Source organism: Clostridium sp. AF15-41, assembly GCF_003604095.1.
Lineage (GTDB): Bacteria > Bacillota > Clostridia > Lachnospirales > Lachnospiraceae > Coprococcus.
Map to the genome: position 1 here is coordinate 36,772 of NZ_QTMQ01000017.1, position 21,756 is coordinate 58,527.

The 21,756-nt window shown below is 36.0% G+C and carries 20 protein-coding genes and 1 tRNA gene; 8 read left to right on the forward strand and 13 right to left on the reverse strand.

Annotated features, from left to right (window positions below; translation table 11 throughout):
* Positions 1-12: 12 nt before the first annotated feature.
* From gyrB to dnaA, 5 genes are all read right to left on the reverse strand, one after another.
* Entirely contained in the window at positions 13-1,929 is a 1,917-nt protein-coding gene (gene gyrB, locus DWW43_RS10905) for a DNA topoisomerase (ATP-hydrolyzing) subunit B (protein WP_008401669.1), read from the reverse strand.
* Positions 1,930-1,964: 35 nt separating this feature from the next.
* Positions 1,965-3,047, reverse strand: a complete 1,083-nt coding sequence (gene recF / locus DWW43_RS10910) for a DNA replication/repair protein RecF (RefSeq protein WP_008401670.1) — start codon at positions 3,045-3,047, stop codon at positions 1,965-1,967.
* Between the two features lie 26 nt (positions 3,048-3,073).
* Positions 3,074-3,283 carry an RNA-binding S4 domain-containing protein gene (locus tag DWW43_RS10915; protein WP_008401671.1) on the reverse strand — a complete coding sequence of 70 codons (210 nt, stop codon included), beginning with the start codon at positions 3,281-3,283 and terminating at the stop codon, positions 3,074-3,076.
* 23 nt (positions 3,284-3,306) lie between these two features.
* Complete coding sequence (gene dnaN, locus DWW43_RS10920) at positions 3,307-4,413, reverse strand: DNA polymerase III subunit beta (protein WP_044945529.1); 1,107 nt, start codon at positions 4,411-4,413, stop codon at positions 3,307-3,309.
* A 272-nt stretch (positions 4,414-4,685) separates the two neighbouring features.
* Entirely contained in the window at positions 4,686-6,050 is a 1,365-nt protein-coding gene (gene dnaA, locus DWW43_RS10925; protein WP_008401673.1) for a chromosomal replication initiator protein DnaA, read from the reverse strand.
* A 690-nt stretch (positions 6,051-6,740) separates the two neighbouring features.
* Between dnaA and rpmH the strand changes: the two genes are divergently transcribed.
* The 8 genes from rpmH to rsmG all read left to right on the forward strand — a co-directional run bounded on the left by rpmH (position 6,741) and on the right by rsmG (position 13,972).
* Entirely contained in the window at positions 6,741-6,875 is a 135-nt protein-coding gene (rpmH, locus tag DWW43_RS10930) for a 50S ribosomal protein L34 (RefSeq protein WP_004852723.1), read from the forward strand.
* 63 nt (positions 6,876-6,938) lie between these two features.
* Positions 6,939-7,292 (forward strand): ribonuclease P protein component, encoded by a 354-nt coding sequence (gene rnpA / locus DWW43_RS10935; protein ID WP_008401675.1) that lies wholly within the window; start codon positions 6,939-6,941, stop codon positions 7,290-7,292.
* Positions 7,293-7,294: 2 nt separating this feature from the next.
* On the forward strand, positions 7,295-7,507 hold the full coding sequence (gene yidD, locus DWW43_RS10940) for a membrane protein insertion efficiency factor YidD (RefSeq protein WP_084770674.1): 213 nt from the start codon (positions 7,295-7,297) through the stop codon (positions 7,505-7,507).
* A gap of 11 nt (positions 7,508-7,518) precedes the next feature.
* Positions 7,519-8,916, forward strand: a complete 1,398-nt coding sequence (locus tag DWW43_RS10945; RefSeq protein ID WP_119963575.1) for a YidC/Oxa1 family membrane protein insertase — start codon at positions 7,519-7,521, stop codon at positions 8,914-8,916.
* Complete coding sequence (gene jag, locus DWW43_RS10950) at positions 8,916-9,560, forward strand: RNA-binding cell elongation regulator Jag/EloR (protein ID WP_118482950.1); 645 nt, start codon at positions 8,916-8,918, stop codon at positions 9,558-9,560. The genes DWW43_RS10945 and jag overlap by 1 nt, the downstream gene beginning before the upstream one ends.
* Before the next feature lie 283 nt (positions 9,561-9,843).
* Positions 9,844-11,223 (forward strand): tRNA uridine-5-carboxymethylaminomethyl(34) synthesis GTPase MnmE, encoded by a 1,380-nt coding sequence (mnmE, locus tag DWW43_RS10955; RefSeq protein ID WP_119963576.1) that lies wholly within the window; start codon positions 9,844-9,846, stop codon positions 11,221-11,223.
* A 12-nt stretch (positions 11,224-11,235) separates the two neighbouring features.
* A complete protein-coding gene (gene mnmG, locus DWW43_RS10960; RefSeq protein ID WP_119963577.1) occupies positions 11,236-13,134 on the forward strand; it encodes a tRNA uridine-5-carboxymethylaminomethyl(34) synthesis enzyme MnmG in 1,899 nt (632 codons plus the stop codon).
* 115 nt (positions 13,135-13,249) lie between these two features.
* Positions 13,250-13,972 carry a 16S rRNA (guanine(527)-N(7))-methyltransferase RsmG gene (gene rsmG, locus DWW43_RS10965; RefSeq protein WP_119963578.1) on the forward strand — a complete coding sequence of 241 codons (723 nt, stop codon included), beginning with the start codon at positions 13,250-13,252 and terminating at the stop codon, positions 13,970-13,972.
* Between the two features lie 160 nt (positions 13,973-14,132).
* Here the strand turns inward: rsmG and DWW43_RS10970 are convergent, their stop codons facing one another.
* The 8 genes from DWW43_RS10970 to DWW43_RS11005 all read right to left on the reverse strand — a co-directional run bounded on the left by DWW43_RS10970 (position 14,133) and on the right by DWW43_RS11005 (position 21,582).
* On the reverse strand, positions 14,133-15,092 hold the full coding sequence (locus tag DWW43_RS10970) for a 3'-5' exonuclease (RefSeq protein WP_008401684.1): 960 nt from the start codon (positions 15,090-15,092) through the stop codon (positions 14,133-14,135).
* Between the two features lie 115 nt (positions 15,093-15,207).
* Positions 15,208-15,281, reverse strand: a tRNA-Arg gene (locus DWW43_RS10975).
* Positions 15,282-15,349: 68 nt separating this feature from the next.
* Positions 15,350-16,225, reverse strand: coding sequence for a DUF3881 family protein (locus DWW43_RS10980; RefSeq protein ID WP_008401685.1), 876 nt, complete (start codon positions 16,223-16,225; stop codon positions 15,350-15,352).
* A gap of 73 nt (positions 16,226-16,298) precedes the next feature.
* Positions 16,299-17,582 carry a serine--tRNA ligase gene (gene serS / locus DWW43_RS10985; RefSeq protein ID WP_008401686.1) on the reverse strand — a complete coding sequence of 428 codons (1,284 nt, stop codon included), beginning with the start codon at positions 17,580-17,582 and terminating at the stop codon, positions 16,299-16,301.
* A 108-nt stretch (positions 17,583-17,690) separates the two neighbouring features.
* Positions 17,691-18,221: a DUF4446 family protein gene (locus DWW43_RS10990; RefSeq protein ID WP_008401687.1), complete on the reverse strand. Its 531-nt coding sequence runs from the start codon at positions 18,219-18,221 to the stop codon at positions 17,691-17,693.
* Positions 18,222-18,241: 20 nt separating this feature from the next.
* Complete coding sequence (locus tag DWW43_RS10995; protein WP_008401688.1) at positions 18,242-19,180, reverse strand: ParB/RepB/Spo0J family partition protein; 939 nt, start codon at positions 19,178-19,180, stop codon at positions 18,242-18,244.
* A 17-nt stretch (positions 19,181-19,197) separates the two neighbouring features.
* Positions 19,198-19,977 (reverse strand): AAA family ATPase, encoded by a 780-nt coding sequence (locus DWW43_RS11000; RefSeq protein ID WP_008401689.1) that lies wholly within the window; start codon positions 19,975-19,977, stop codon positions 19,198-19,200.
* Positions 19,978-20,625: 648 nt separating this feature from the next.
* The gene (locus DWW43_RS11005; protein WP_119963580.1) at positions 20,626-21,582 is read right to left on the reverse strand and encodes an alpha/beta hydrolase; all 957 of its coding nucleotides are present in this window, start codon (positions 21,580-21,582) and stop codon (positions 20,626-20,628) included.
* Positions 21,583-21,756 lie beyond the last annotated feature (174 nt).

Below are 21,756 nucleotides of genomic sequence, written 5' to 3' on the forward strand. Positions count from 1 at the left end.
TCTCCCTTTCGTTTAAATGTCAAGGTTCTTAACGAACTTGGCATTTGTCTCTATGAACTGTCTTCTAGGTTCTACTTTATCTCCCATCAGTACATTAAAGGTCATATCAATCTCTGATTCATCATCATCATCAATCGCAACTTTTAATAAAATTCTCTTTTCCGGATCCATGGTTGTCTCCCATAACTGTTCTGCATCCATTTCTCCAAGACCTTTATATCTCTGGATCTTGTTTGACTGATCTCTTCCAACTTCATTCAGAATACTGTTCAGTTCATCATCACTGTAGGCATACCAGATTTTCTTGTTCTTTTCCAATTTATAAAGTGGTGGTTGTGCCAGATATACATGTCCTTTTCGTATCAGATCCGGCATAAACCGATAGAAGAATGTCAGAAGCAGGGTTGCGATATGAGCACCATCTACATCGGCATCCGTCATAATGATGATCTTATTATATCTGAGCTTATCAATATCAAAATTTTCATGAATACCTGTACCGAATGCTGTGATCATTGCTTTAATCTCAGCATTCTCAAGGATTCTGTCAATTCTTGCTTTTTCTACATTTAATATTTTACCACGAAGTGGAAGTATCGCCTGTGTTGCACGGGATCTAGCTTTCTTTGCAGAACCACCGGCGGAATCTCCCTCTACGATATATATCTCACAATTCTTCGGATCTTTATCGGAACAATCTGCAAGTTTTCCGGGAAGTGCCATATTATCTGCAAGATTTGCCTTTCTTGCTACATCTCTGGCTCTTCTTGCTGCAATTCTTGCACGTTGTGCCATCACAGATTTATTTATAATTATTTTTGCTATATTCGGATTTTGCTCTAAGAAGTAGGTAAGCTGTTCACTTACGATATTTTCCACAACAGGTCTTACTTCTGAATTACCAAGCTTCTGCTTTGTCTGACCTTCAAACTGAGGTTCACCGATCTTTACAGATACTATTGCAGACATACCTTCTCGCAGATCTTCACCGGACAGATTATCCTCTTTTTCTTTTAACAGATTATTCTTTCTGGCATAATCATTGAATATTTTAGTAATAGCTGATTTGAAACCTGTTAAATGTGTACCACCCTCCGGTGTATTAATATTGTTTACATAACTGTGTATCATTTCATTGTAAGAATCGTTATGCTGCATTGCTACTTCTACATACACACCGTCCTTAAGTCCTTCACAGTAGATTACCTTATCATAGAGTGCTTCTCTGTGTCTGTTCATATATTCAACAAACTCTTTGATACCGCCCTCATAATGGAAATGACGTTCCTTTGGCGGATCTACACGAAGATCTGTCAATGTTATTTTTAAACCTTTTGTGAGAAATGCAGTCTCACGAAGTCGTGTTCTTAAAGTATCATAATCATAGATCCAGTCATCAAAAATCGTCTTATCCGGAAGAAATGTTACCTTTGTTCCGGATTTATCTTCCGGTGCATCCGCAATGATTTGTAATGTACTGTCAACATTACCGCGCTTATAGGTCTGCTTATATACATGACCATCTCTTGTAACTTCAACCTCTAACCATTCGGAAAGAGCATTTACAACAGAAGCACCTACACCATGAAGACCACCGGATACTTTATATCCTCCACCACCGAACTTACCACCGGCATGAAGAACGGTAAATACTACTTCCAATGCAGACTTTCCGGTCTTCTCCTGAATACCTACAGGGATACCACGTCCATTATCAACAACCGTTATGGAATTATCAGGGTTAATAAAAACTTCTATGTGATTACAATAACCAGCCAGAGCTTCATCTACGGAATTATCGACAATCTCATAAACAAGATGATGCAATCCTCTTGTAGACGTACTTCCTATGTACATTCCCGGTCTTTTTCTGACAGCCTCAAGTCCTTCCAGAACCTGTATCTGTTCAGCATCATAATTATTTGACATTTTTTTCCTCCTTAATATTCCACAACACACGAAACTTATATTTTTTTTACAGTTCCGTTTATAACATGATACACATTATTGATCACTACTTGTTCTTTTATAAAATCATCATAACCCGTACAGGTTATAATTGTCTGAATATCTTTGATCTCCTCTAACAAAGCTTCTCTTCTGCTGCTGTCAAGCTCTGACATAACATCGTCCAAAAGCAATATCGGATTATCATTTATAATATTCTTTACCAGCTTTATCTCCGCTATTTTAAGAGAAAGAGCAACTGTTCTTTGCTGTCCCTGCGATCCGAATCTTCTCGCATCGATTCCGTTTATCATAAACATGATATCATCTCTGTGAGGTCCTGTCTGGGTACTCATATAATTCAGATCGACATGAACCTTGTCTGCCAGTACCTTTTCAAATTCATCTTCACTTACATTCTTATCATAGATAATTTCCAGCTTTTCTTTTCCGGAAGTAAGCTTCGAATGAATCTCTCCTATCAGATTATTTAACATCATTATAAAATTTTGTCTTTCTTTTATAACTTTTTTTCCATAATCTACTAACTGGATATTCCATACATCTAAGGTATCCATCAGACTCTTATTATAGACAATCTGCTTTAAAAGATTATTTCTCTGATTCAATATTTTCGAATAAGATGAAAGGTTCTGATAATATAATCTGCTCAACTGACATAATTCCAGATCCAGAAACCTTCTTCTTTCAGAAGGACCGTTTTTTATGATAGATAAATCCTCCGGCGAGAAAAATATCACATTTAATAAACCAAAGAGTTCTGTTGTACGTCTGATGGGAAGTCCGTCTATTGCAACTCCTTTATTCTTGTTTTTACGCAAATGCATATCTATTCTATGACTTATATCACTTTTTTTAATGCAAAGACGTATATGTGACTCTTCTTCGCCTATTTTTATTATTTCCCGATCCTTACTTCCGCGGTGAGACTTGGTTGTGGCTGCCATATAGATAGATTCCAATATATTTGTCTTTCCCTGTGCATTATCACCATATAAGATATTTGTATTCTTATCGAATGTGATGAATAATTCATCATAATTTCTATAGTTGTTAATATTCAGTGATTCTACATACATACTATCTACCAGCCACACATATAGAATTATTTCTGGATACTTATCTTATCTCCATCAAATTCTACTTCGTCTCCATCATACAGTTTTTTTCCTCTTCTGGTCTCTATCTCACCGTTTACGATGACAAGACCCTGAGATATAACCTCTTTTGCTTCTACTCCTGACTCTACAAAACCGGCTGCCTTTAATGCCTGACCCAGTTTTATAAATTCATCTCTCAGCTTGATTATTTCCATTTTTTCTTATCTCCAATCCCGGATTATCTGCTTCCGATACCCATTGGAAGAATCAGATAAATATAACTCTCTTCTTCATCCTTTATTACGCAAGGTGATTTTGTATTATTCATATATATTGTAATATCATCATCTTCAATTGCACGGATCGCATCCATTAAAAACTTTGGATTAAATCCGATGATAATATTGTTTCCCTCTTTATGAATCTCAATCTCTTCATTCATGGAACCTATCAGAGAATCAATCTTCAAATATAACATATTATCCTCGATCGTAAGTTTGATAGGCTTCTTATCTGATTCTTTGATCAGAAGAGAAGAACGATCCAGACAGTCAAGAAACTCTCTCTTGTTGATTGTAAACTTAATCTGATAATCTACATTTAGCATATTATCGATTCTGAAGAATTCACCTTCTACCAGACGGGATACAACCTTTGTCCGATCAAATTCAAATAATATATTGTTATCTGCAAAGTAGATATTTACATCATCATCTACTCCACCACTTACAATCTTACTTATATAACTGAGTGCCTTCCCTGGAACAATAACCTTTACATCTTCACTTTCATTCTTAAGTTCAACGTTACGAATAGCAATTCTATGACCATCAATTGCTACTACACGAAGACGATTATTTGAAACTTCAAATAACTCACCTGTCATAACATTATTGTATTCACTGTCTGAAATAGAAAAAATTGTCTGGTTAATGATTTCTCTCAATGTAAACTGCGAAATAGTTATAAATTTAGATTTCTCTACAACAGGAAGACTGGAAAAATCCTCTCCTGACTTTCCGGCAATTGTAAATAATGATTTCTCACATTTTATAGTTGTCTTAAAATCTTCATTTGTCTCCATATGTATCTCGCTGTCAGGTAACTTACGAACAATATCGGATAAAAGTTTTGCTTCGATAGCAACCTTTCCTTCCTCAATAACAGTTCCTTCAACATATGATTCAATACCAATCTCCATGTCATTTGCTGTAAGTTTGATATTTCCATTTTCAGCTTCTATAAAGATACATGAAAGAATTGGATGTGTGGTTTTTGTAGATACAGCTTTTGATACATTACTTATTCCCTGCATCAATTTTCCCTTCATACACGAAATCTTCATTTTGTTTATAACTCCTTTCCCGGTTTGATTCTATATATATATTTAATAATTAAAGTAGTAATAATAGTAGTAGTAGGTGTGGATTTGTTGAAACTCTTAAAACCCATTATAAAATATAATAAAACTAATTATGTGACTATGTTAATGAGGCTCTTTTTAAATGTTAATTTAATGGAGGTTTTTAACATTTAAAAATCGTTTGAATTGAATGAATTGTCAGATACTAACATTTCATAATACTATTACATACATTCATCCACATTTAATTAACATCAGCTGTGAGGACTTAGCTTTTTCATGATCACATCAATGGTTTCAGCATATTCAGGATCATTTGCTATTCTTTCCTCTACTCTCTTTATGTTGCTTAATACAGTGGAATGATCTTTTCCTCCAAATACATCACCGATTGTTTTGAGTCCTTTAGTTGTAAACTTACGGCAGAGATACATGGATATTTGCCTTGCATTTGCAACATCCTGACTACGTTTGGAAGATTTGATATCATCTACACTTATATTTAAATGTTCGGAAACCGTATTAATGATAAGATCAGGTGTAATAGCTACATTGGTTTCCTTGGATATCATGTCTTTTAATATGTTCTTTGCAAGATCTTCGGTTATTGTGACATTTCCAAGTTCGGCATATACACTGATCTTGTTCAATGCACCTTCCAGTTCTCTTACATTATAGGTAACATTATTAGCAATATATTCGAGAATGTTATCACTGATATTTTTATAACCGTTCATCTCTACTTTGTTTTTAAGAATCGCCATTCTTGTCTCGTAATCAGGAGCATGAATATCGATCGGTACACCCCATTCAAATCTGGAACGAAAACGTTCTTCCAGAGTTTTGATCTCTTTTGGTGGTTTATCTGAAGACAGGATGATCTGCTTACCTTCATCATGAAGTGCATTGAAGGTATCAAAGAATTCCTGCTGGGTACTCTCTTTACCAATCAGGTATTGAATATCATCGATAAGTAATACATCGACGGTTCTGTATTTTTCCCGAAATTCATCTGTCTTATTTTTCTTGATTGCTTCTACGATCTCATTTGTGAATTTGTTAGATGGAACGTAGAGAACTTTCATATTCTTATTATGTTGTAATATATAATGTGCAATCGACTGCATCAGATGTGTCTTTCCAAGACCTGCCCCACCATATAAGAATAGTGGATTGAATTTATCCAGTCCCGGTGAATCTGCGACAGCCAGACATGTTGCATGGGCGAGTTTGTTACTCTCACCTACTACAAATGTTTCAAATGTATATTTTGGGTAAAGATTGCTTTTTGTAATTGCCTCGTTGTATTCCTCAGATGTGACGATTTCTTTTGAATCGTTTTTGAGGTTACTTTCAAGATCAATGACAACTTCGATAGAATCATCCTGAAGAACTTCTCTTATAGAAGTAACCAGAAACATATCGTACATTTTCTTGTTGATAAATTCTATGCCCCTTGCTCCCATCTGCTCGTCAATTGTGAAATACAATTTTTTTCCTTCGACAGAATATAACTTCAAAGGTTTTATCCATGTATTAATAACGATATGGGATAATCCATGTTCAGTCTCAAGAAGGGAGAGAATCTCGTCCCATTTTGATAATATCAATTCTTTCATTTTTATGAAAATCCTTTCAGTCCATTCGTTGTATCTATGGAGTTATAGGCATAGAACCACGTATTTATATCTTATAATAAAATGACCATTTTTTCAAGTTTTATTACCCTCAGACAGACATATGATAAAAATTTTCTATATAATAGGAAGAAACTCATTTTGCATTATGGATGGAAATCGTTTTGTAAAAGGTTGAAAATAAGTTACATAATAATTATGAAAAAGTATTGTTATGTTAAGTAATAAAAATGTTACCTAATAAATTGTGAACATCAAAAAATAAGATAAAATATGGATTTATGTAAGAATGAAAACAACAAATCCAGATGTTATCCACATGTTATTAACAATTTGTGGATAACATTATGTAAATTGATTATGGTAAAGTACATATCAATGGATAAATGTGAAAAGAAAGAAAAACCACAAGATTTTGTATTTGAAAATTATATGTACACCAATTTTTGAAAAATAAAAAATCACATTTTTCTAACTAAGTATTTTATAGTGTAAAAACCCTTGATTTTAAAGGAAATATTCAAAAAAAACTTGACTGTATGTGGTTATTTATTTATAATATGCAAGGACTTTGTAGGTATCTACATGTGTTCGTCCGAGTCTGTTATAAACAGAGGAAACGAATGGATGTGGATAAATCATGGTCATAATAATTAAAGGAGGTGTATAGATATGAAGATGACTTTCCAGCCTAAGAAGAGACAGAGATCAAAAGTACATGGTTTCAGAAAGAGAATGAGTACTGCTAATGGCAGAAAGGTACTGGCCGCTAGACGAGCTAAGGGTAGAAAGAAATTATCAGCATAGGTCACAAGGTTGTGGCCTTTTTTAGTTTTTCTAATTTTCAATCAATGATTTGGTGGTTATGTTATGAGTAATTTTATTACGTTAAAAAACAGCAGAGAGTTTGGCAGTGTTTATAACACAAAGGATTCGGTGGCCAATAAATATTTAGTTATGTATCTGAGAGCCAACAGCTTGGAATACAATAGACTTGGAATCTCTGTTAGTAAAAAAGTTGGTAACAGTGTGGTGAGACACAAGGTAACCAGATTGATTAGAGAAGCTTATCGATTAAACAAAGACTGTATCCGCAGTGGTTATGACATTGTGTTCGTTGCCAGAACAACAGCGAAGGACAAAGGGTATCATGAGATAGAAAGTGCTATGATGCATCTGTTCAGGCTGAAGAAACTGACGCTAGTCAGAGATGGTGAAAATTAAAAATGAAAAGAATGTTAATTGGTTTAATCAGATTTTATCAAAGGTATTTGTCCATGTTAAAAGGACATCCTACCTGCAAGTATTTTCCAACCTGTTCACAATATGCGATCGAAGCTTTGGAAAAGTATGGAGTGATAAAAGGTGGCCTCCTGGCTGTATGGAGAATACTTAGATGTAATCCTTTTTCTAAAGGAGGATATGATCCCGTTCCATAAAGGAGGACAAGATGTTTCTAACAGTAGAAGACGGTCTGATCTTAGGACCGATATGTTGGTTATTCGGTAAGATATTCGATCTTATGTATAAATTGATCGAGCTTATCAGTAACAGCATGGGAATAGGATATGTTAATCTTAGTATCTGCGTTATCTTATTTACGTTTTTTATAAGAGCTTGTTTGTTTCCGTTGAATTTCAAACAGCAGAAATCTTCTAAGATTATGAGTTTTATCCAGCCGGAGATTAATAAGGCAACAAAGAAGTATAACAATAAAACAGATCAGGAATCCCTGATGAAGAAGCAGCAGGAGACACAGAAGATCCAGAAGAAGTATGGTGTAAGCCTTACATCCGGATGTCTGCCAACTCTGATCCAGCTTCCTGTATTCTATGGTTTGTACCGTGTTATCCAGAATATTCCTGCTTATGTAGAAGATATGAAGGGTAAGTATGATGCGATTGTAACAAGTATGCAGAGTGTAGCTATCGATAAGATAGATGCTTCCAAGTTACAGGCAATCGGACTTGATTCCGGTGCAAAATATTATGATATTATCAATGCGGTTGCAACAGATAAGGAAGGTCAGGTTTCTACAGCAGTTACTGCTTCAAAGCAGATGATGACGGCTGCATCAAATGGAGATCTTACAAATAATAAGGTAATTGATGTACTGGATAAGATATCCACATATGACTGGTCACAGTTACAGGATATTTTTGGATTTACAAGTGGAAAAGAAGCAGATTATATTCAGAACTTTGAGAATATGAACAGATTTTTATTTAATATGAATATTGCAGATGCTCCCGGATTGAAGCTTTCAGCAGCACTGATCGTTCCAATCCTGTCAGCAGTATTGCAGTTTGTATCTTCAAAAATCAGCATGAGTGCTTCCAATACAAATTCAAATGATCCTACGGCTGCACAGGCAAACAGCATGATGAATATGATGACTTACGGTATGCCGCTTATGTCATTATTTATCTGTATTAATCTGCCAATCGCTATTGGTCTTTACTGGATCATAGGTTCTGTTATTACAATTATTACACAGCTTATTATCAACAATTATTATAAGAAGTGTGATAAAGAAGCAGTTCTTGAGAAATGTAGAGTAAAAGCAGATAAGAAGCAGGCAAAGAAAGAAGCAAAGCATCCTGGTAAGAAGTCATTCTATGAAAGAATGATGGACGCTCAGAATGGTAATGTAAGTTCAGATAGCACCCAGTCTGAAAGTATTAACAGAATGGCATCTTCAAGACTGAAAAGTTATACGAATCCGACAGTTGATGAAGTGAAACAGTCAGAAAACAACGTTCATTACAAATCTGGAAGTATTGGTTCCAAAGCAAATATCATGCTTCAGTATCAGAATAAGAGTAATGATAAGGGAGGAAAAAAATAATGGAGTTTGTAGAATTTAAAGGTAAAACTTTAGATGAGGCACTTATGCAGGCAAGTGTTGAGCTTGGATGTGCCAGTACAGACCTGGAATATAATGTAGTCAGTGAGGGAAGCACAGGTTTTCTTGGACTGATCGGTTCAAAGCCATTTGTCATCAGTGCCAGAAAGAAGAAAACATTTGTGGATGATGTAAGAGAATATCTTGAAACATTATTCAAGGCTATGGATATTCAGGCTGACATTAAGATTGAGTTTAATGAGACAGACAATCTTCTTGATATCGATGTAGAAGGACCTGAGATGGGTATTCTGATCGGTAAGAGAGGTCAGACATTAGATGCACTCCAGTATCTGATCAGTCTCGCAGTAAACAAGAAGAGTGACTCTTATATCAGAGTAAAGCTTGATACAGAGAATTACAGAGCAAGAAGAAAAGAAACTCTTGAAAATCTTGCCAAGAACATTGCATTCAAGGTAAAGAGAACAAAGCGTTCATTTGCACTTGAACCAATGAATCCTTATGAGAGAAGAATTATCCACGCTACTTTACAGAATGATAAGTATGTATCCACAAGAAGCGAGGGTGAAGAGCCATATCGTAAGGTTATCGTATATTTAAAAAAATACGACAGGAATAACAAATAATAAAGTATTTTGCTAACAGATACTTGTATAAAAACAGAAAAACATATGTAAATATGAATTTCTGAAAAAATATGATTTCCGGAAAACGAAGAATCAGGGTAACGGCTCTGGTGAATCGGCTTCCGGAAATTTTTTTTAGGGATAGAAAAAAAGTATGTATAGGTGTATTATCTAAAAGTATGTTAGTATAAATAAAATGACATGATAAGATAAAATACATGATATCTGTCATGACAGTAAACGATATGTAGAATATTGATCAGATAGAAACAGGAGAAATCATATGCTTGTAAATGATACGATCGCCGCGATCGCAACCGGTATGGGAAATGCCGGAGTTGGTATTATAAGGATCAGTGGTAAGAATGCAGTTGAAGTCGCTTCAAAGGTGTTCAGACCGGCAAATAAAGAAAAAAAAATAGAAAGCATGAAAAGCTACACGGCAGCATTTGGACAGGTATATGATGGCGATAAAGAGCTGGATGAAGGTATTCTGCTTCTGATGCGTGCTCCGCATACTTATACATGTGAGGATGTGTGTGAACTGCAGTGTCATGGAGGAATGGTTGTATTAAGAAATGTACTTGCTGCAGTAATTAAAAATGGTGCAAGACTTGCAGAACCGGGAGAATTTACCAAAAGGGCATTCTTAAATGGAAGGATCGATCTGTCACAGGCAGAATCAGTTATGGATTTGATCAGTGCGAAGAATGACTTTGCGGTGAAATCTTCTCTTATGCAGCTGCGTGGTGATCTGAAGAATCAGATCATAGATATGAGAGAACAGATTTTATATAATGTAGCGTTTATAGAATCGGCACTTGATGATCCGGAACATTACAGTCTGGATGGTTATCCACAAAAACTACAAATAATTGTGGATAAATTGGGTGATAATGTGGATAAATTACTGCGAACTTTTGATAACGGAAGAATATTAAAAGAGGGAATCAAGACTGTTATCGTTGGTAAGCCTAATGCCGGAAAATCCTCACTTCTCAACATGTTTCTGGGAGAAAACAGAGCAATCGTTACGGATATTGCAGGAACGACAAGAGATACATTAGAAGAAGTTGTCAACATAAATGGTATTATACTGAACATTGTGGATACAGCAGGTATTCGCGATACAGAAGATATTGTGGAAAAGATGGGTGTGGATAAAGCACTGAAATTTGCATCACAGGCAGATCTGATCTTATATGTGATCGATGGATCTGTACCGTTAGATGACAACGATAAGCAGATAATATCAGAGATTAAGGGCAAGAATGTCATTGCCGTTATGAATAAAAACGACTTACAAACAGTTGTGGATAAAATGTGGATAACATGCGAGCTTGGTTGTGATATCGTAGAATTATCTGCTTCTACAGGAGATGGAAAAGAAAAGTTATATGATCTGTTAAATGACAAATTCTTTTCCGGAGAATTGGATTATAATGACCAGTTGTACATTACAAATGCGAGACATAAAGAAGAACTGATGAAGACCGAAGAAAGTCTTTTAAAGGTAAGAGAAAGCATTGATATGGGTATGGAGGAGGATTTCTTCTCAATTGACCTGATGGATGCTTATGAACATCTGGGGCTTATTATAGGAGAAACGAACAGAGATGATCTTGCAGATAAGATATTTGAAGAATTCTGCATGGGTAAATAGGAGGATGGATAAATGCCAGTGGTTGAAGAAAATTATGATGTGGTAGTTGTGGGGGCCGGTCATGCAGGCTGTGAAGCTGCACTTGCTTCTGCTCGGCTTGGACTTGAAACGATTCTTTTTACAGTTAGTATGGACAGTGTAGCCATGATGCCCTGTAATCCAAACGTAGGTGGAAGCTCGAAAGGACACCTGGTAAGAGAACTGGATGCACTCGGCGGGGAGATGGGAAAGAATATTGATAAGACTTATATTCAGTCCAAAATGTTAAATGCATCAAAAGGACCTGCTGTTCATTCTCTTCGAGCGCAGGCAGATAAGTCAAATTATTCCCGTACAATGAAACATACATTAGAGAATACCGATCATCTGGTATTACGTCAGGCTGAGGTATCAGAGCTGATGGTAACAGACGGCGTGGTTAAGGGTGTTAAGACATTTTCCGGTGCAACCTATTATGCAAAGGCAGTTGTTCTCTGTACAGGTACTTATCTGAAAGCAAGATGTATCTATGGAGATGTCGTAAATCATACAGGACCAAATGGACTTATGGCAGCCAATCATTTGTCGGATTCCATGAAAGAAGCCGGAATCGGTATCCGCCGGTTTAAGACAGGTACACCTGCAAGACTGGATAAGAGAACGATTGATTTCTCTCAGATGGAGGAACAAAAGGGTGATGAGCATATCGTTCCATTTTCATTTACAAATACAGAAGAAGATATCAAGAGGGATCAGGTATCCTGCTGGCTTTGTTATACAAATGAGGAAACACATGAGATCATTCGTGAGAATATCAACCGTTCTCCATTGTTTTCCGGTGTGATCGAAGGTACAGGACCTAGATACTGCCCTTCGATCGAGGACAAGGTTATGAAGTTTCCGGATAAGACGAGACATCAGATTTTTATAGAGCCGGAGGGTGAATTTACAAATGAGATGTATATGGGCGGAATGTCCAGCTCTCTCCCGGAGGATGTTCAGTATAAGATGATACGGAGCATGAAAGGACTTGAGAATGTCAGGATCGTAAGAAATGCTTATGCGATTGAGTATGATTGTATCAGTGCGATCAATCTGAAGCATTCACTGGAATTTAAGGATGTGGAAGGCTTATTTGGAGCAGGTCAGTTAAATGGAAGCTCCGGTTATGAGGAAGCGGCAGCACAGGGACTTATGGCCGGTATCAATGCAGCCAGAAAGGTGCTTGGAAAAGAGCCTGTTGTACTGGATCGTTCACAGGCTTATATAGGTGTGTTGATCGATGATCTGGTTACAAAGGAGACAAAAGAACCTTACCGAATGATGACTTCCAGAGCAGAATATCGTTTGCTGTTAAGACAGGATAACGCGGATCTTCGACTGACCGATATAGGTCATGAAATCGGGCTGATCGACGATGAGAGATATGAGAAATTCTGTCAGAAACGTACAATGATCGAAGAAGAAACAAAGCGTTTAAATGAAACGATGGTTGGCGGAAACAGTAAGATTCAGGAATTCTTGCGTTCTATGGAAACAACGGAGTTAAAGACAGCAGTAAGTCTTGCAGAGCTGATCCGCAGACCGGAGCTTTCTTATGAGAAGATTGCACCAATCGATCCGGAGAGACAGCCGTTGCCTGCGGATGTGATCGAACAAATTGATATATCGATCAAGTATGAAGGATATATCAAGAGACAGACGGAACAGGTACATCAGTTTAAGAAGCTGGAAAAGAGAATGATCCCGGCTGATCTGAATTATGATGATGTATCGAATCTTCGAAAAGAAGCCAGACAGAAGTTAAAGGATATCAAGCCGGAAAATATCGGTCAGGCATCCAGAATCTCCGGTGTATCACCGGCAGATATATCTGTGCTGCTGGTTTATCTGAAGATGAGGCAGCATGGCGGAGAATCAGAAAATAAATAAAAAAGCAGATATGAAGATAATATAAAATTATCTGTAGGTAAGTGTTATTTTTGAAAGCATATAATATGAGATGTAATATATATGTTCAAAAATATATAGAAAGGATACCATAAATATGGATCGACTATATGAAGTAGCAAAGAAGATAGATATTGAATTAAGTGATCATCAGTTAGAACAGTTTCAGAAATATTATGAGCTTCTGGTAGAGTGGAATAAGGTTATGAATCTGACAGCCATCATAGAGAAGGAAGATGTCATTATAAAGCATTTTGCAGATAGTCTTCTACTTGCAAAATATAAAAAGCTGTATGAATCTTTATCAGTCATAGATGTAGGGACCGGAGCAGGATTTCCCGGAATACCACTTAAGATCGCATTTCCGGGATTAAAGGTAACTTTGATGGATTCCCTGAATAAGCGTGTAAAGTTTTTAAATGAAGTTATCCGCACGCTTGAGCTGGATGATATAGAAGCTGTTCACAGCAGAGCTGAGGATGGGGGAAGAAATGTACAGTATCGTGAGAAGTATGATCTTGCGGTATCAAGGGCAGTTGCCAATCTTTCTTCTTTATCGGAATTTTGTATGCCATTTGTTAAGACAGGTGGATATTTTATTCCATATAAGGCATCCGGACTGGATGAAGAGATCCATGCAGGAAAGAAAGCTATTCGTATCCTTGGAGGACAGGTAGAGAATATCTTCCATACAACGATACCTGATACGGATATGGAGCGTTGTTTTGTCTTCGTGAAGAAGATAGCAGCAACACCGGAGGAGTATCCAAGAAAAGCAGGAACAGCGACAAAGAAGCCTCTTGGAATGAAAGAAAAATAAAAAAGTATAGTAGAAATGAAAATATATAATATGAAAAATATATAATATCAATGAAAGACATTATATAAAAATGGAGCAGGTATTTGTAAACCTGCTCCATTTTTATTAGGAAAATATACAGAAAAATGATCTGTTCGTTTTATTATCAAATGTTAGAATATTATCTTGTAGCACGAGTGTGCCGTTTTTCTTTACGTCTCTCTCGAATTTCTGTCTGTTTTTGTTTGATAGCTTCAACACCGTTTTTATCTATTGGTTTAATTGTTTTAACAACATAGTATTTTCCGTTATCAAGTGGTTTAAATTTTATCTTTCCACTGAAATAACCATGGTGCCAGCATTTCCCTGCACAGATGTAAGAAGACGGACTGTTTGAAAACCATTCAAGCCTCTTATTGATCTTCTTGTTACATTTGTAGCATCTTATACAGGTAATATCTTCATCGTCCATTGCTTCCTGCTTGCTTGAAAATTCTCTTGTAATGTATTCATACTGATTATTATGTATGGCTACAATTTCCTCTTCCTTTTTTGTAGGATGAATATACAGATCGAAGCTGTATAAATCTTTCAAATTTCTTGGATGCATCTCTTTTAAAACAAGAGCGGTATATCTGGCATCGTTTACAGCAGAATGAAAAGGTTCATCTTCCGGTATATTAAAATCTGCAACTGCTTTTTCCAGTTTACTGACGGTAGAACCGGTTGGATCGACCATGTTTGCATATATCTGCTGAAGATTTAAAAATTTCAAAGGACGAGGAAGCTTGTCCATATAGTAGAAAGCCATATTTGTCTGTAATTCGGTAAGATCCATGGGACCCCAGGTACAAAAGATATAATCTTTACCGCACCATTCCAGAAATTCCGTACAGACTTCTTTAAATCCTCTTCCTTTTGCCAGATCCGTTTCATCATAATTTAAAATGGTTCTGATTTTTGAATGTAATTTTTTATAGATCCGGGGTTTTATCAAACTGGAGTATTCATCAATGATGCGATAGTTCTTATCTACTTTAACTGCACCGATTTCGATAATTTCAAAAGGCATTCGGGGATGTTCTCCGATATGACCGGAATAACTTTGATTCCACTCAAGATCCATTACGATATAGTTCATGTGTATTGATCCTTTGATTTGTTATATGAAAATAACTGTCGTATACTTTCAAATTAATTAATTTACATCTATGAAATTCTGAAAATAATTTAAAATATAAGAACTTCATAAAAAATGCACCTGGCGGGATTCGAACCCACGGCCTTCCGCTTAGGAGGCGGACGCTCTATCCTGCTGAGCTACAAATGCAGACGAGTTAAACTTTATAGAAACCCTAACATTACTATGATACCTAAGAATATTAGAAATGTCAATTTTTAAAAAATGACATTTCCCTGCAGCCAGATTTCACCTTTAAAACGGCGCCCCGGAGCCGGTAGCCCGAGAAGATCTTTTTCATTAATGGCTATGGTCATAAGCATTTCATTTGTTTCCACGTTCAGAAGATAGACATTATCATTTGTATAATCATTCTTACATAAGGTGTAGTCCAGAATATTTCCTATAATAGAATAGTGTTCTGTCTCAATACCATATGGCATGAAATTTGTTTCTACAATGGAAAGAATGTCTTCATAATGTGACCGACGGTTTACCTGTGTATAGATATCCATGTCATCCAACGTAAGACTTTCCATTGCGGTGCGATCACCTTGTCTGGCAGCTTCAATCAACTTGTTTCGGTTAGCAGAAGAATGATTGTGTTCTTTTGTTGATGGTGGAAGCTGTTCTATATCAAGTATGATCTTACCATTTGTAGACAGACCGGACATATAAGCCTTATTGATCAGATGGTTGGAGTAGTTCATCCATTTTGTATTTGCATAGTCGGAAACATTGGTAAGAAAGAAGATAAGTGTCATGCCGAGATTATAATCCTCACATACACCGGCAAAAGATTCTTTATCTCCGTGCTTTTCTATATAGATGCGTTCCTGATTCATTACGGAAGAACTGCGAACATAAGGAAAGTAATATTCAAATGAAACTGTGTTGTCGATATCCATTTCACCAACAAGTGAAATGCCAAAGCCTTCTCCAAAGTCTTTGGTCAGTTGGACAAGACGTGTGTCTGCATCAACAGTTATAATATTTCTTGTTGTTGGATAGGCAATGATTTCTTTTGTGATCGGAGTCAATTGCCTTCTGTTTTTTATATCGGAAAAACCAATTGAACGCAGATAACTGTGCATACAGACACCTCCTGTCTTACATTTTTATAATTTAGTCTAATTTACTATGGTCAAAAAAGTCTATTTTATATAATTAAGCTTCAATTTTATCCTTGCCACCCATGTATGGACGAAGTACTTCCGGAATTCTTACTGAGCCATCTTCCTGAAGGTTGTTCTCGAGGAAGGCAATTAACATTCTAGGTGGAGCAACTACAGTATTATTTAAGGTATGTGCAAGATACTTCTTGCCATCTTCGCCCTTTACACGAATCTGAAGTCTTCTTGCCTGAGCATCACCCAGATTTGAACAACTTCCTACTTCAAAGTACTTCTTCTGACGTGGTGACCATGCTTCTACATCCAGTGATTTAACTTTCAAATCTGCGAGGTCACCTGAGCAGCATTCCAGAGTACGAACAGGAATATCAAGTGAACGGAAAAGATCAACTGTATTCTGCCATAATTTATCAAACCACATCTTGCTTTCTTCCGGTTTACAGACAACGATCATTTCCTGTTTCTCAAATTGATGAATACGATATACACCACGTTCCTCAATACCATGAGCACCTTTTTCTTTTCTGAAACATGGAGAGTAGCTTGTTAATGTCTTTGGAAGTTCTTCTTCCGGAATAATCTGATCGATGAATTTACCAATCATGGAGTGCTCGGATGTACCGATCAAGTAAAGATCTTCACCTTCAATCTTATACATCATCGCATCCATTTCCGCAAAACTCATAACACCTGTAACTACATTGCTTCGAATCATGAAAGGAGGAACACAGTAGGTAAATCCTCTATCAATCATGAAGTCTCTTGCATAAGAGATAACAGCAGAATGGAGTCTTGCAATATCACCCATCAGATAGTAGAAACCATTTCCTGCTACACGTCTTGCTGAATCAAGATCCAGTCCGTGAAGATGTTCCATGATCTCTGAATGATACGGAATCTCAAAATCAGGAACGACCGGCTCACCAAAGCGCTCAATCTCTACGTTTTCGGAATCGTCCTTACCGATAGGAACTGATGGATCAATGATATTTGGAATGACCATCATGATTTCTTTTACTTTTGCTTGAAGTTCTGTTTCGTTTTCCTGTAATTCTGATAAACGCTCAGCCTGTTCTGTTACCTGTTTCTTAATTTCTTCAGCTTCTTCCTTTTTACCCTGAGCCATTAAAGCACCAATCTGCTTGGACAGTTTATTCCTATTTGCTCTCAGATCATCTGCTTCCTGCTGTGTAGCTCTTGCCTGTGCATCGAGTTCAATTACCTCATCAACAAGTGGGAGCTTGCTGTCCTGAAATTTGTTTTTAATGTTCTGTTTTACTACATCTGGATTCTCTCTTAAAAATTTAATGTCTATCATTTTTTGATATTCCTCCTAGTTTATATGAATATTGTATATCCATATGTTTTTATATTTTTTTGACTAAAGTCATTATTGTTCTGAAAATTATTATTGTTCTGAAAATTATTATTGTTCTATAATATCTTCAATTTCTTCATCCAGAGTTTTTGCACGTTCAATTGCTTCTTTCTCTTCATCGGAGAGAGCAACATAAGATTCTCCGCGAATCAATTCTTTAGCATATGCAAAACATCCTTCTCTGGAATGCATACAGTTTAGAACAATACCATTGTTATTGCTATCCATAAATGCAATAGCAAAGCTGAGACTTCCACCCATTCCTTCAAAGGCATCGTATTTTACAAGACCAATCTTACTTATGCAGGAGGCAAGAGTTTCCTGTATCTCTTTATGTTCCTTTGTAAGACGTTTGGAATTATTTTTAACAGCGTCCATTTCAGCAAAACGATCAAGAATAATGTCTTCCATATCGCCTGCTGTTTTCCCGTTTAGAAGACGTTTGATATCTTTATTTCTTTTTCGTATATTTGCCAGTATATAGAATATAAATATAAACTGGGCGATGATTAAAATGAATAAAATGATGAAAAGGATAGCAGGATCCAGACCAATCTTATCAAGTAATGTATTGTTCATCTGATATAGTTCCTTTCCGTTTATTCTCTGTTGATGGAATATAACATCTCTGTTATTCTTTCCAATTCATCCTGAGAATAGTAATTTATTTCAATTTTTCCTTTTTCATTGTTCTTTGATTTTATAGCTATCTTTGCACCCAAAATATCTTTTAAACGACTTTCAATATCATTATAGAAGATAGATAAATCGTTTGTGGCTACAATATTTTCTTTCGACTCTTTCGGAATACTTAAAAGCTTTTTAATATAAATCTCTGTGTCGCGAACACTAAGTTTATTATCAAAGATAAAATTGGCCGCTTCTGTCTGTAATTCAGCGTCTTCAATCGGAATTAGTGCACGAGCATGACCGGTTGTTAGTTTATCTTCAATAATCATCTGACGTACTTCGTCGCATAATTTTAAGAGACGAAGAGAATTTGCGATAGTTGATCTGTTCTTGGACACCTTTTCAGCAACTTCTTCCTGAGTCAGACTATATTCATTAATCAGGCTTTCATATGCCAGAGCTTCTTCAATTGGGTTCAGATCTTCACGTTGAATATTTTCAATGAGAGAAATCTCCATAATTTCACGATCTGTATATTCCCGAATGACGACAGGAACTTCTTTTACACCGGCAAGTCTGGCTGCGCGCCATCTGCGTTCACCGGCAATAATCTCATAAAATTTGCCTTTTTTTGTAACAATAAGGGGTTCTAATACACCATACTGTTTGATAGAATCTGCAAGTTCCTGTAATGCATCTTCATCGAATTGCTTTCTGGGCTGAGATTTATTTGGCTCAATCTGTGTTATCTTAACTTTTTGTTCTACTTCTTTTACAACTTCCTTTACAACTTCTTTTGTAATGGTTTTTGTTGTTTCGCCAGGAGTAGATTTGGATTTCGTTCTTGCTTCATCGCCTGTGGGAATCAGTTGATTCAGACCTCTTCCCAAACCTTTTTTTGTGGGCATGATTTTCCTCCTGTATTTTATTTATAATAATCATTTTCGATTACTTCATCTGCAAGCATCATATAGTGTTCAGCTCCAGCAGATTTTGGGTCATATTCAATTATAGGCATTCCATAACTTGGTGCTTCTGCCAGACGTACATTTCTGGGAATCATAGTGTTATAGATATGCTGATTCAGATTTTCTTTTACATTTTCTACAACCTGCATAGAAAGATTTGTTCGTGAATCATACATAGTGAATACGATTCCTTCAATCGTTAGTAAACGGTTAAGCTGTTTTCGAATCAAATTTACTGTATAGATTAACTGTGATAATCCATCCAGAGCAAAAAATTCACACTGAATAGGAACTAATACTGTGTTGGCTGCAGTTAAGGCATTGACAGTTAACATTCCGAGAGCAGGTGGACAATCTATAATGATGTAATCAAATTTTCGCCTTACACTTTTAAGATGATTTTTAAGGACATATTGTGGGTCTTCTACCGTAACAAATTCTACTTCAGCACCTGCGAGTTCTCGACTTGCAGGTAATAGATTCAAACCTTTGATATCGGGATAGGCATCAATAATCATACATTCGCCAAGGTTACAATCGCCATTTAGCATATCATATACACTGTATTCAAGTGCATTCTTATCGATACCGAGACCACTTGTCATATTACCCTGTGGATCCATATCTACAGCTAATACCTTCTTTCCCTTTTTTGCAAGGCAGGCTGCAAGATTAATTGCAGTTGTAGTTTTTCCTACGCCACCTTTCTGGTTGGCAATTGCGATTATTCTTCCCACTTGTTGATAATCTCCTTCTTAAAGTCTAATAACAGATGTTTCACGTGAAACATTTTATTTACAAATTTATTTTTTACTTTGTTGTATTATTTTTTCCTTGTCCATTATATCACTATAATAGAATTATTGAAATGAAAAAATCTCTATATATTATAAAATCCCGTCACACTAATTAAAAAATAAATTAGCAGAACGGGTACAAGAAAATGTCTATATAAAAGGAAAGATGTGACGTAACATGATATAGCGGGCTCCGGAAAGAGCAATTTAAAAAAAGGGGGGGATTAAATTTTGCTATATTATGTGTAGTCACATCAATCTTATCAAAACGTATAGACTGCGTTTCGATGGACTTATTATAACACTAATATGTAGAAATATCTACTATTATTTTGAAAAATGTAGAAAAAATTAAAAAAGATGTTCTCGTGAGATGAATTCCTCGCTGTGTTTCACGTGAAACAAGTAATGATAAACAAGTATGATTGTATTTCACGTGAAACATATAATAATAAAAAATATGTCTGTGTTTCACGTGAAACATAAAATAGGATTGCTTCTTTATAGTAAGACAATCCTATCTTATGTTTGTTTACTTACTAAATTTTTATGTGTAAGAGTATCCTATCCGTTTATTCTATATATCTGTTAGAATATCATTAATTGCTCTAAGAATTTAGAAACCTCCACCCAGGCTTTTTTGGATTCCGGCATAAGGGTCATACCCATTTGAAAAACATGGAACATATTCTCATATATGGATAAACGAACTTTTACACCCTGGGCTTTTGCTTTTTCAGCAACAAGAACAGAATCAGATAAAAGCATCTCATTAGATCCAACCTGAATCAGCATCGGAGGAAAACCGGTAAAATCACCAAACAATGGTGAGATATAAGGATCACTTGAGTCATGAGCTCCCGGATAAACACTGTTGTAGATTAAGCTTTCATTTGTATTTCCAAAAAGTGGATCAATCTCAAAATTCTCTGTATAGGATGGACCACTTGCTGTCAGGTCTGTCCATGGAGACATAGCTACGATTCCGGCAGGAAGAATACGATCTCGATCTGCAAGATAATGGCATAATGCCATAGCTAATCCGCCACCGGCAGAATCACCGGCCAGAATGATATGGTTTTCAGAGTAGCCATGGGTTAACAGCCAGTCATATGAATATAAGGCATCGTTTAAAGCTGCTGGATATGGATTCTCCGGGGCAACACGATAATCAATGGAAAGAACAGATGCGCCTTTCCCAAGTTCTGAATATAAACCGGCAAACATACGATACTGTGTCTTAAAAGCTCCGACATATCCGCCACCATGAAATTGAAGGATGACATATGGATTATGGGAATTTTTCCATTTTAACATTTCCATTTTGAAATTCTTTGTTTCTATTAATTCGCTGGTAAAATGATCCGGATATTTATATGTTTTATCAATGTCGCTTTTGGAACGATTGTTATTTCTAATCTGTGTAAGAAGGTTGTTACTATTGAAATCTGCGACCAGTTCACATACAAGTTTTGCTTGTTTGCTCATTCCGGAATTATCAGGAGATGAGGAAGAACCGGAGGTTAATTTATCTAAAAGTGCCATTTAATAAAATCTCTCTTTCTAAATTTAGTTAATAGTAAGCAGTGCACAACGAAAAATAATTGCTGGCACTGCTTTTACTATAAGATAATTTGTATTTGTAGGTTATTACCTGTGATGTCATTTATAAAATAATATCCTATGCTTGAAATATAATTCTATATATGAAATATAAAT

Excerpts from the sequence above, each read along its gene's own strand:
- mnmE (WP_119963576.1), top strand. The coding sequence starts at position 9,844 with ATGCTTGTAAATGATACGATCGCCGCGATCGCAACCGGTATGGGAAAT.
- DWW43_RS10945 (WP_119963575.1), top strand. The coding sequence starts at position 7,519 with ATGTTTCTAACAGTAGAAGACGGTCTGATCTTAGGACCGATATGTTGG.
- mnmG (WP_119963577.1), top strand. The coding sequence starts at position 11,236 with ATGCCAGTGGTTGAAGAAAATTATGATGTGGTAGTTGTGGGGGCCGGT.
- dnaA (WP_008401673.1), bottom strand. The coding sequence starts at position 6,050 with ATGAAAGAATTGATATTATCAAAATGGGACGAGATTCTCTCCCTTCTT.
- DWW43_RS10915 (WP_008401671.1), bottom strand. The coding sequence starts at position 3,283 with ATGGAAATAATCAAGCTGAGAGATGAATTTATAAAACTGGGTCAGGCA.
- DWW43_RS11005 (WP_119963580.1), bottom strand. The coding sequence starts at position 21,582 with ATGGCACTTTTAGATAAATTAACCTCCGGTTCTTCCTCATCTCCTGAT.
- dnaN (WP_044945529.1), bottom strand. The coding sequence starts at position 4,413 with ATGAAGATTTCGTGTATGAAGGGAAAATTGATGCAGGGAATAAGTAAT.
- yidD (WP_084770674.1), top strand. The coding sequence starts at position 7,295 with ATGAAAAGAATGTTAATTGGTTTAATCAGATTTTATCAAAGGTATTTG.
- rnpA (WP_008401675.1), top strand. The coding sequence starts at position 6,939 with ATGAGTAATTTTATTACGTTAAAAAACAGCAGAGAGTTTGGCAGTGTT.
- gyrB (WP_008401669.1), bottom strand. The coding sequence starts at position 1,929 with ATGTCAAATAATTATGATGCTGAACAGATACAGGTTCTGGAAGGACTT.
- DWW43_RS10990 (WP_008401687.1), bottom strand. The coding sequence starts at position 18,221 with ATGAACAATACATTACTTGATAAGATTGGTCTGGATCCTGCTATCCTT.
- recF (WP_008401670.1), bottom strand. The coding sequence starts at position 3,047 with ATGTATGTAGAATCACTGAATATTAACAACTATAGAAATTATGATGAA.
- serS (WP_008401686.1), bottom strand. The coding sequence starts at position 17,582 with ATGATAGACATTAAATTTTTAAGAGAGAATCCAGATGTAGTAAAACAG.
- rpmH (WP_004852723.1), top strand. The coding sequence starts at position 6,741 with ATGAAGATGACTTTCCAGCCTAAGAAGAGACAGAGATCAAAAGTACAT.
- DWW43_RS10970 (WP_008401684.1), bottom strand. The coding sequence starts at position 15,092 with ATGAACTATATCGTAATGGATCTTGAGTGGAATCAAAGTTATTCCGGT.
- jag (WP_118482950.1), top strand. The coding sequence starts at position 8,916 with ATGGAGTTTGTAGAATTTAAAGGTAAAACTTTAGATGAGGCACTTATG.
- rsmG (WP_119963578.1), top strand. The coding sequence starts at position 13,250 with ATGGATCGACTATATGAAGTAGCAAAGAAGATAGATATTGAATTAAGT.
- DWW43_RS10995 (WP_008401688.1), bottom strand. The coding sequence starts at position 19,180 with ATGCCCACAAAAAAAGGTTTGGGAAGAGGTCTGAATCAACTGATTCCC.
- DWW43_RS10980 (WP_008401685.1), bottom strand. The coding sequence starts at position 16,225 with ATGCACAGTTATCTGCGTTCAATTGGTTTTTCCGATATAAAAAACAGA.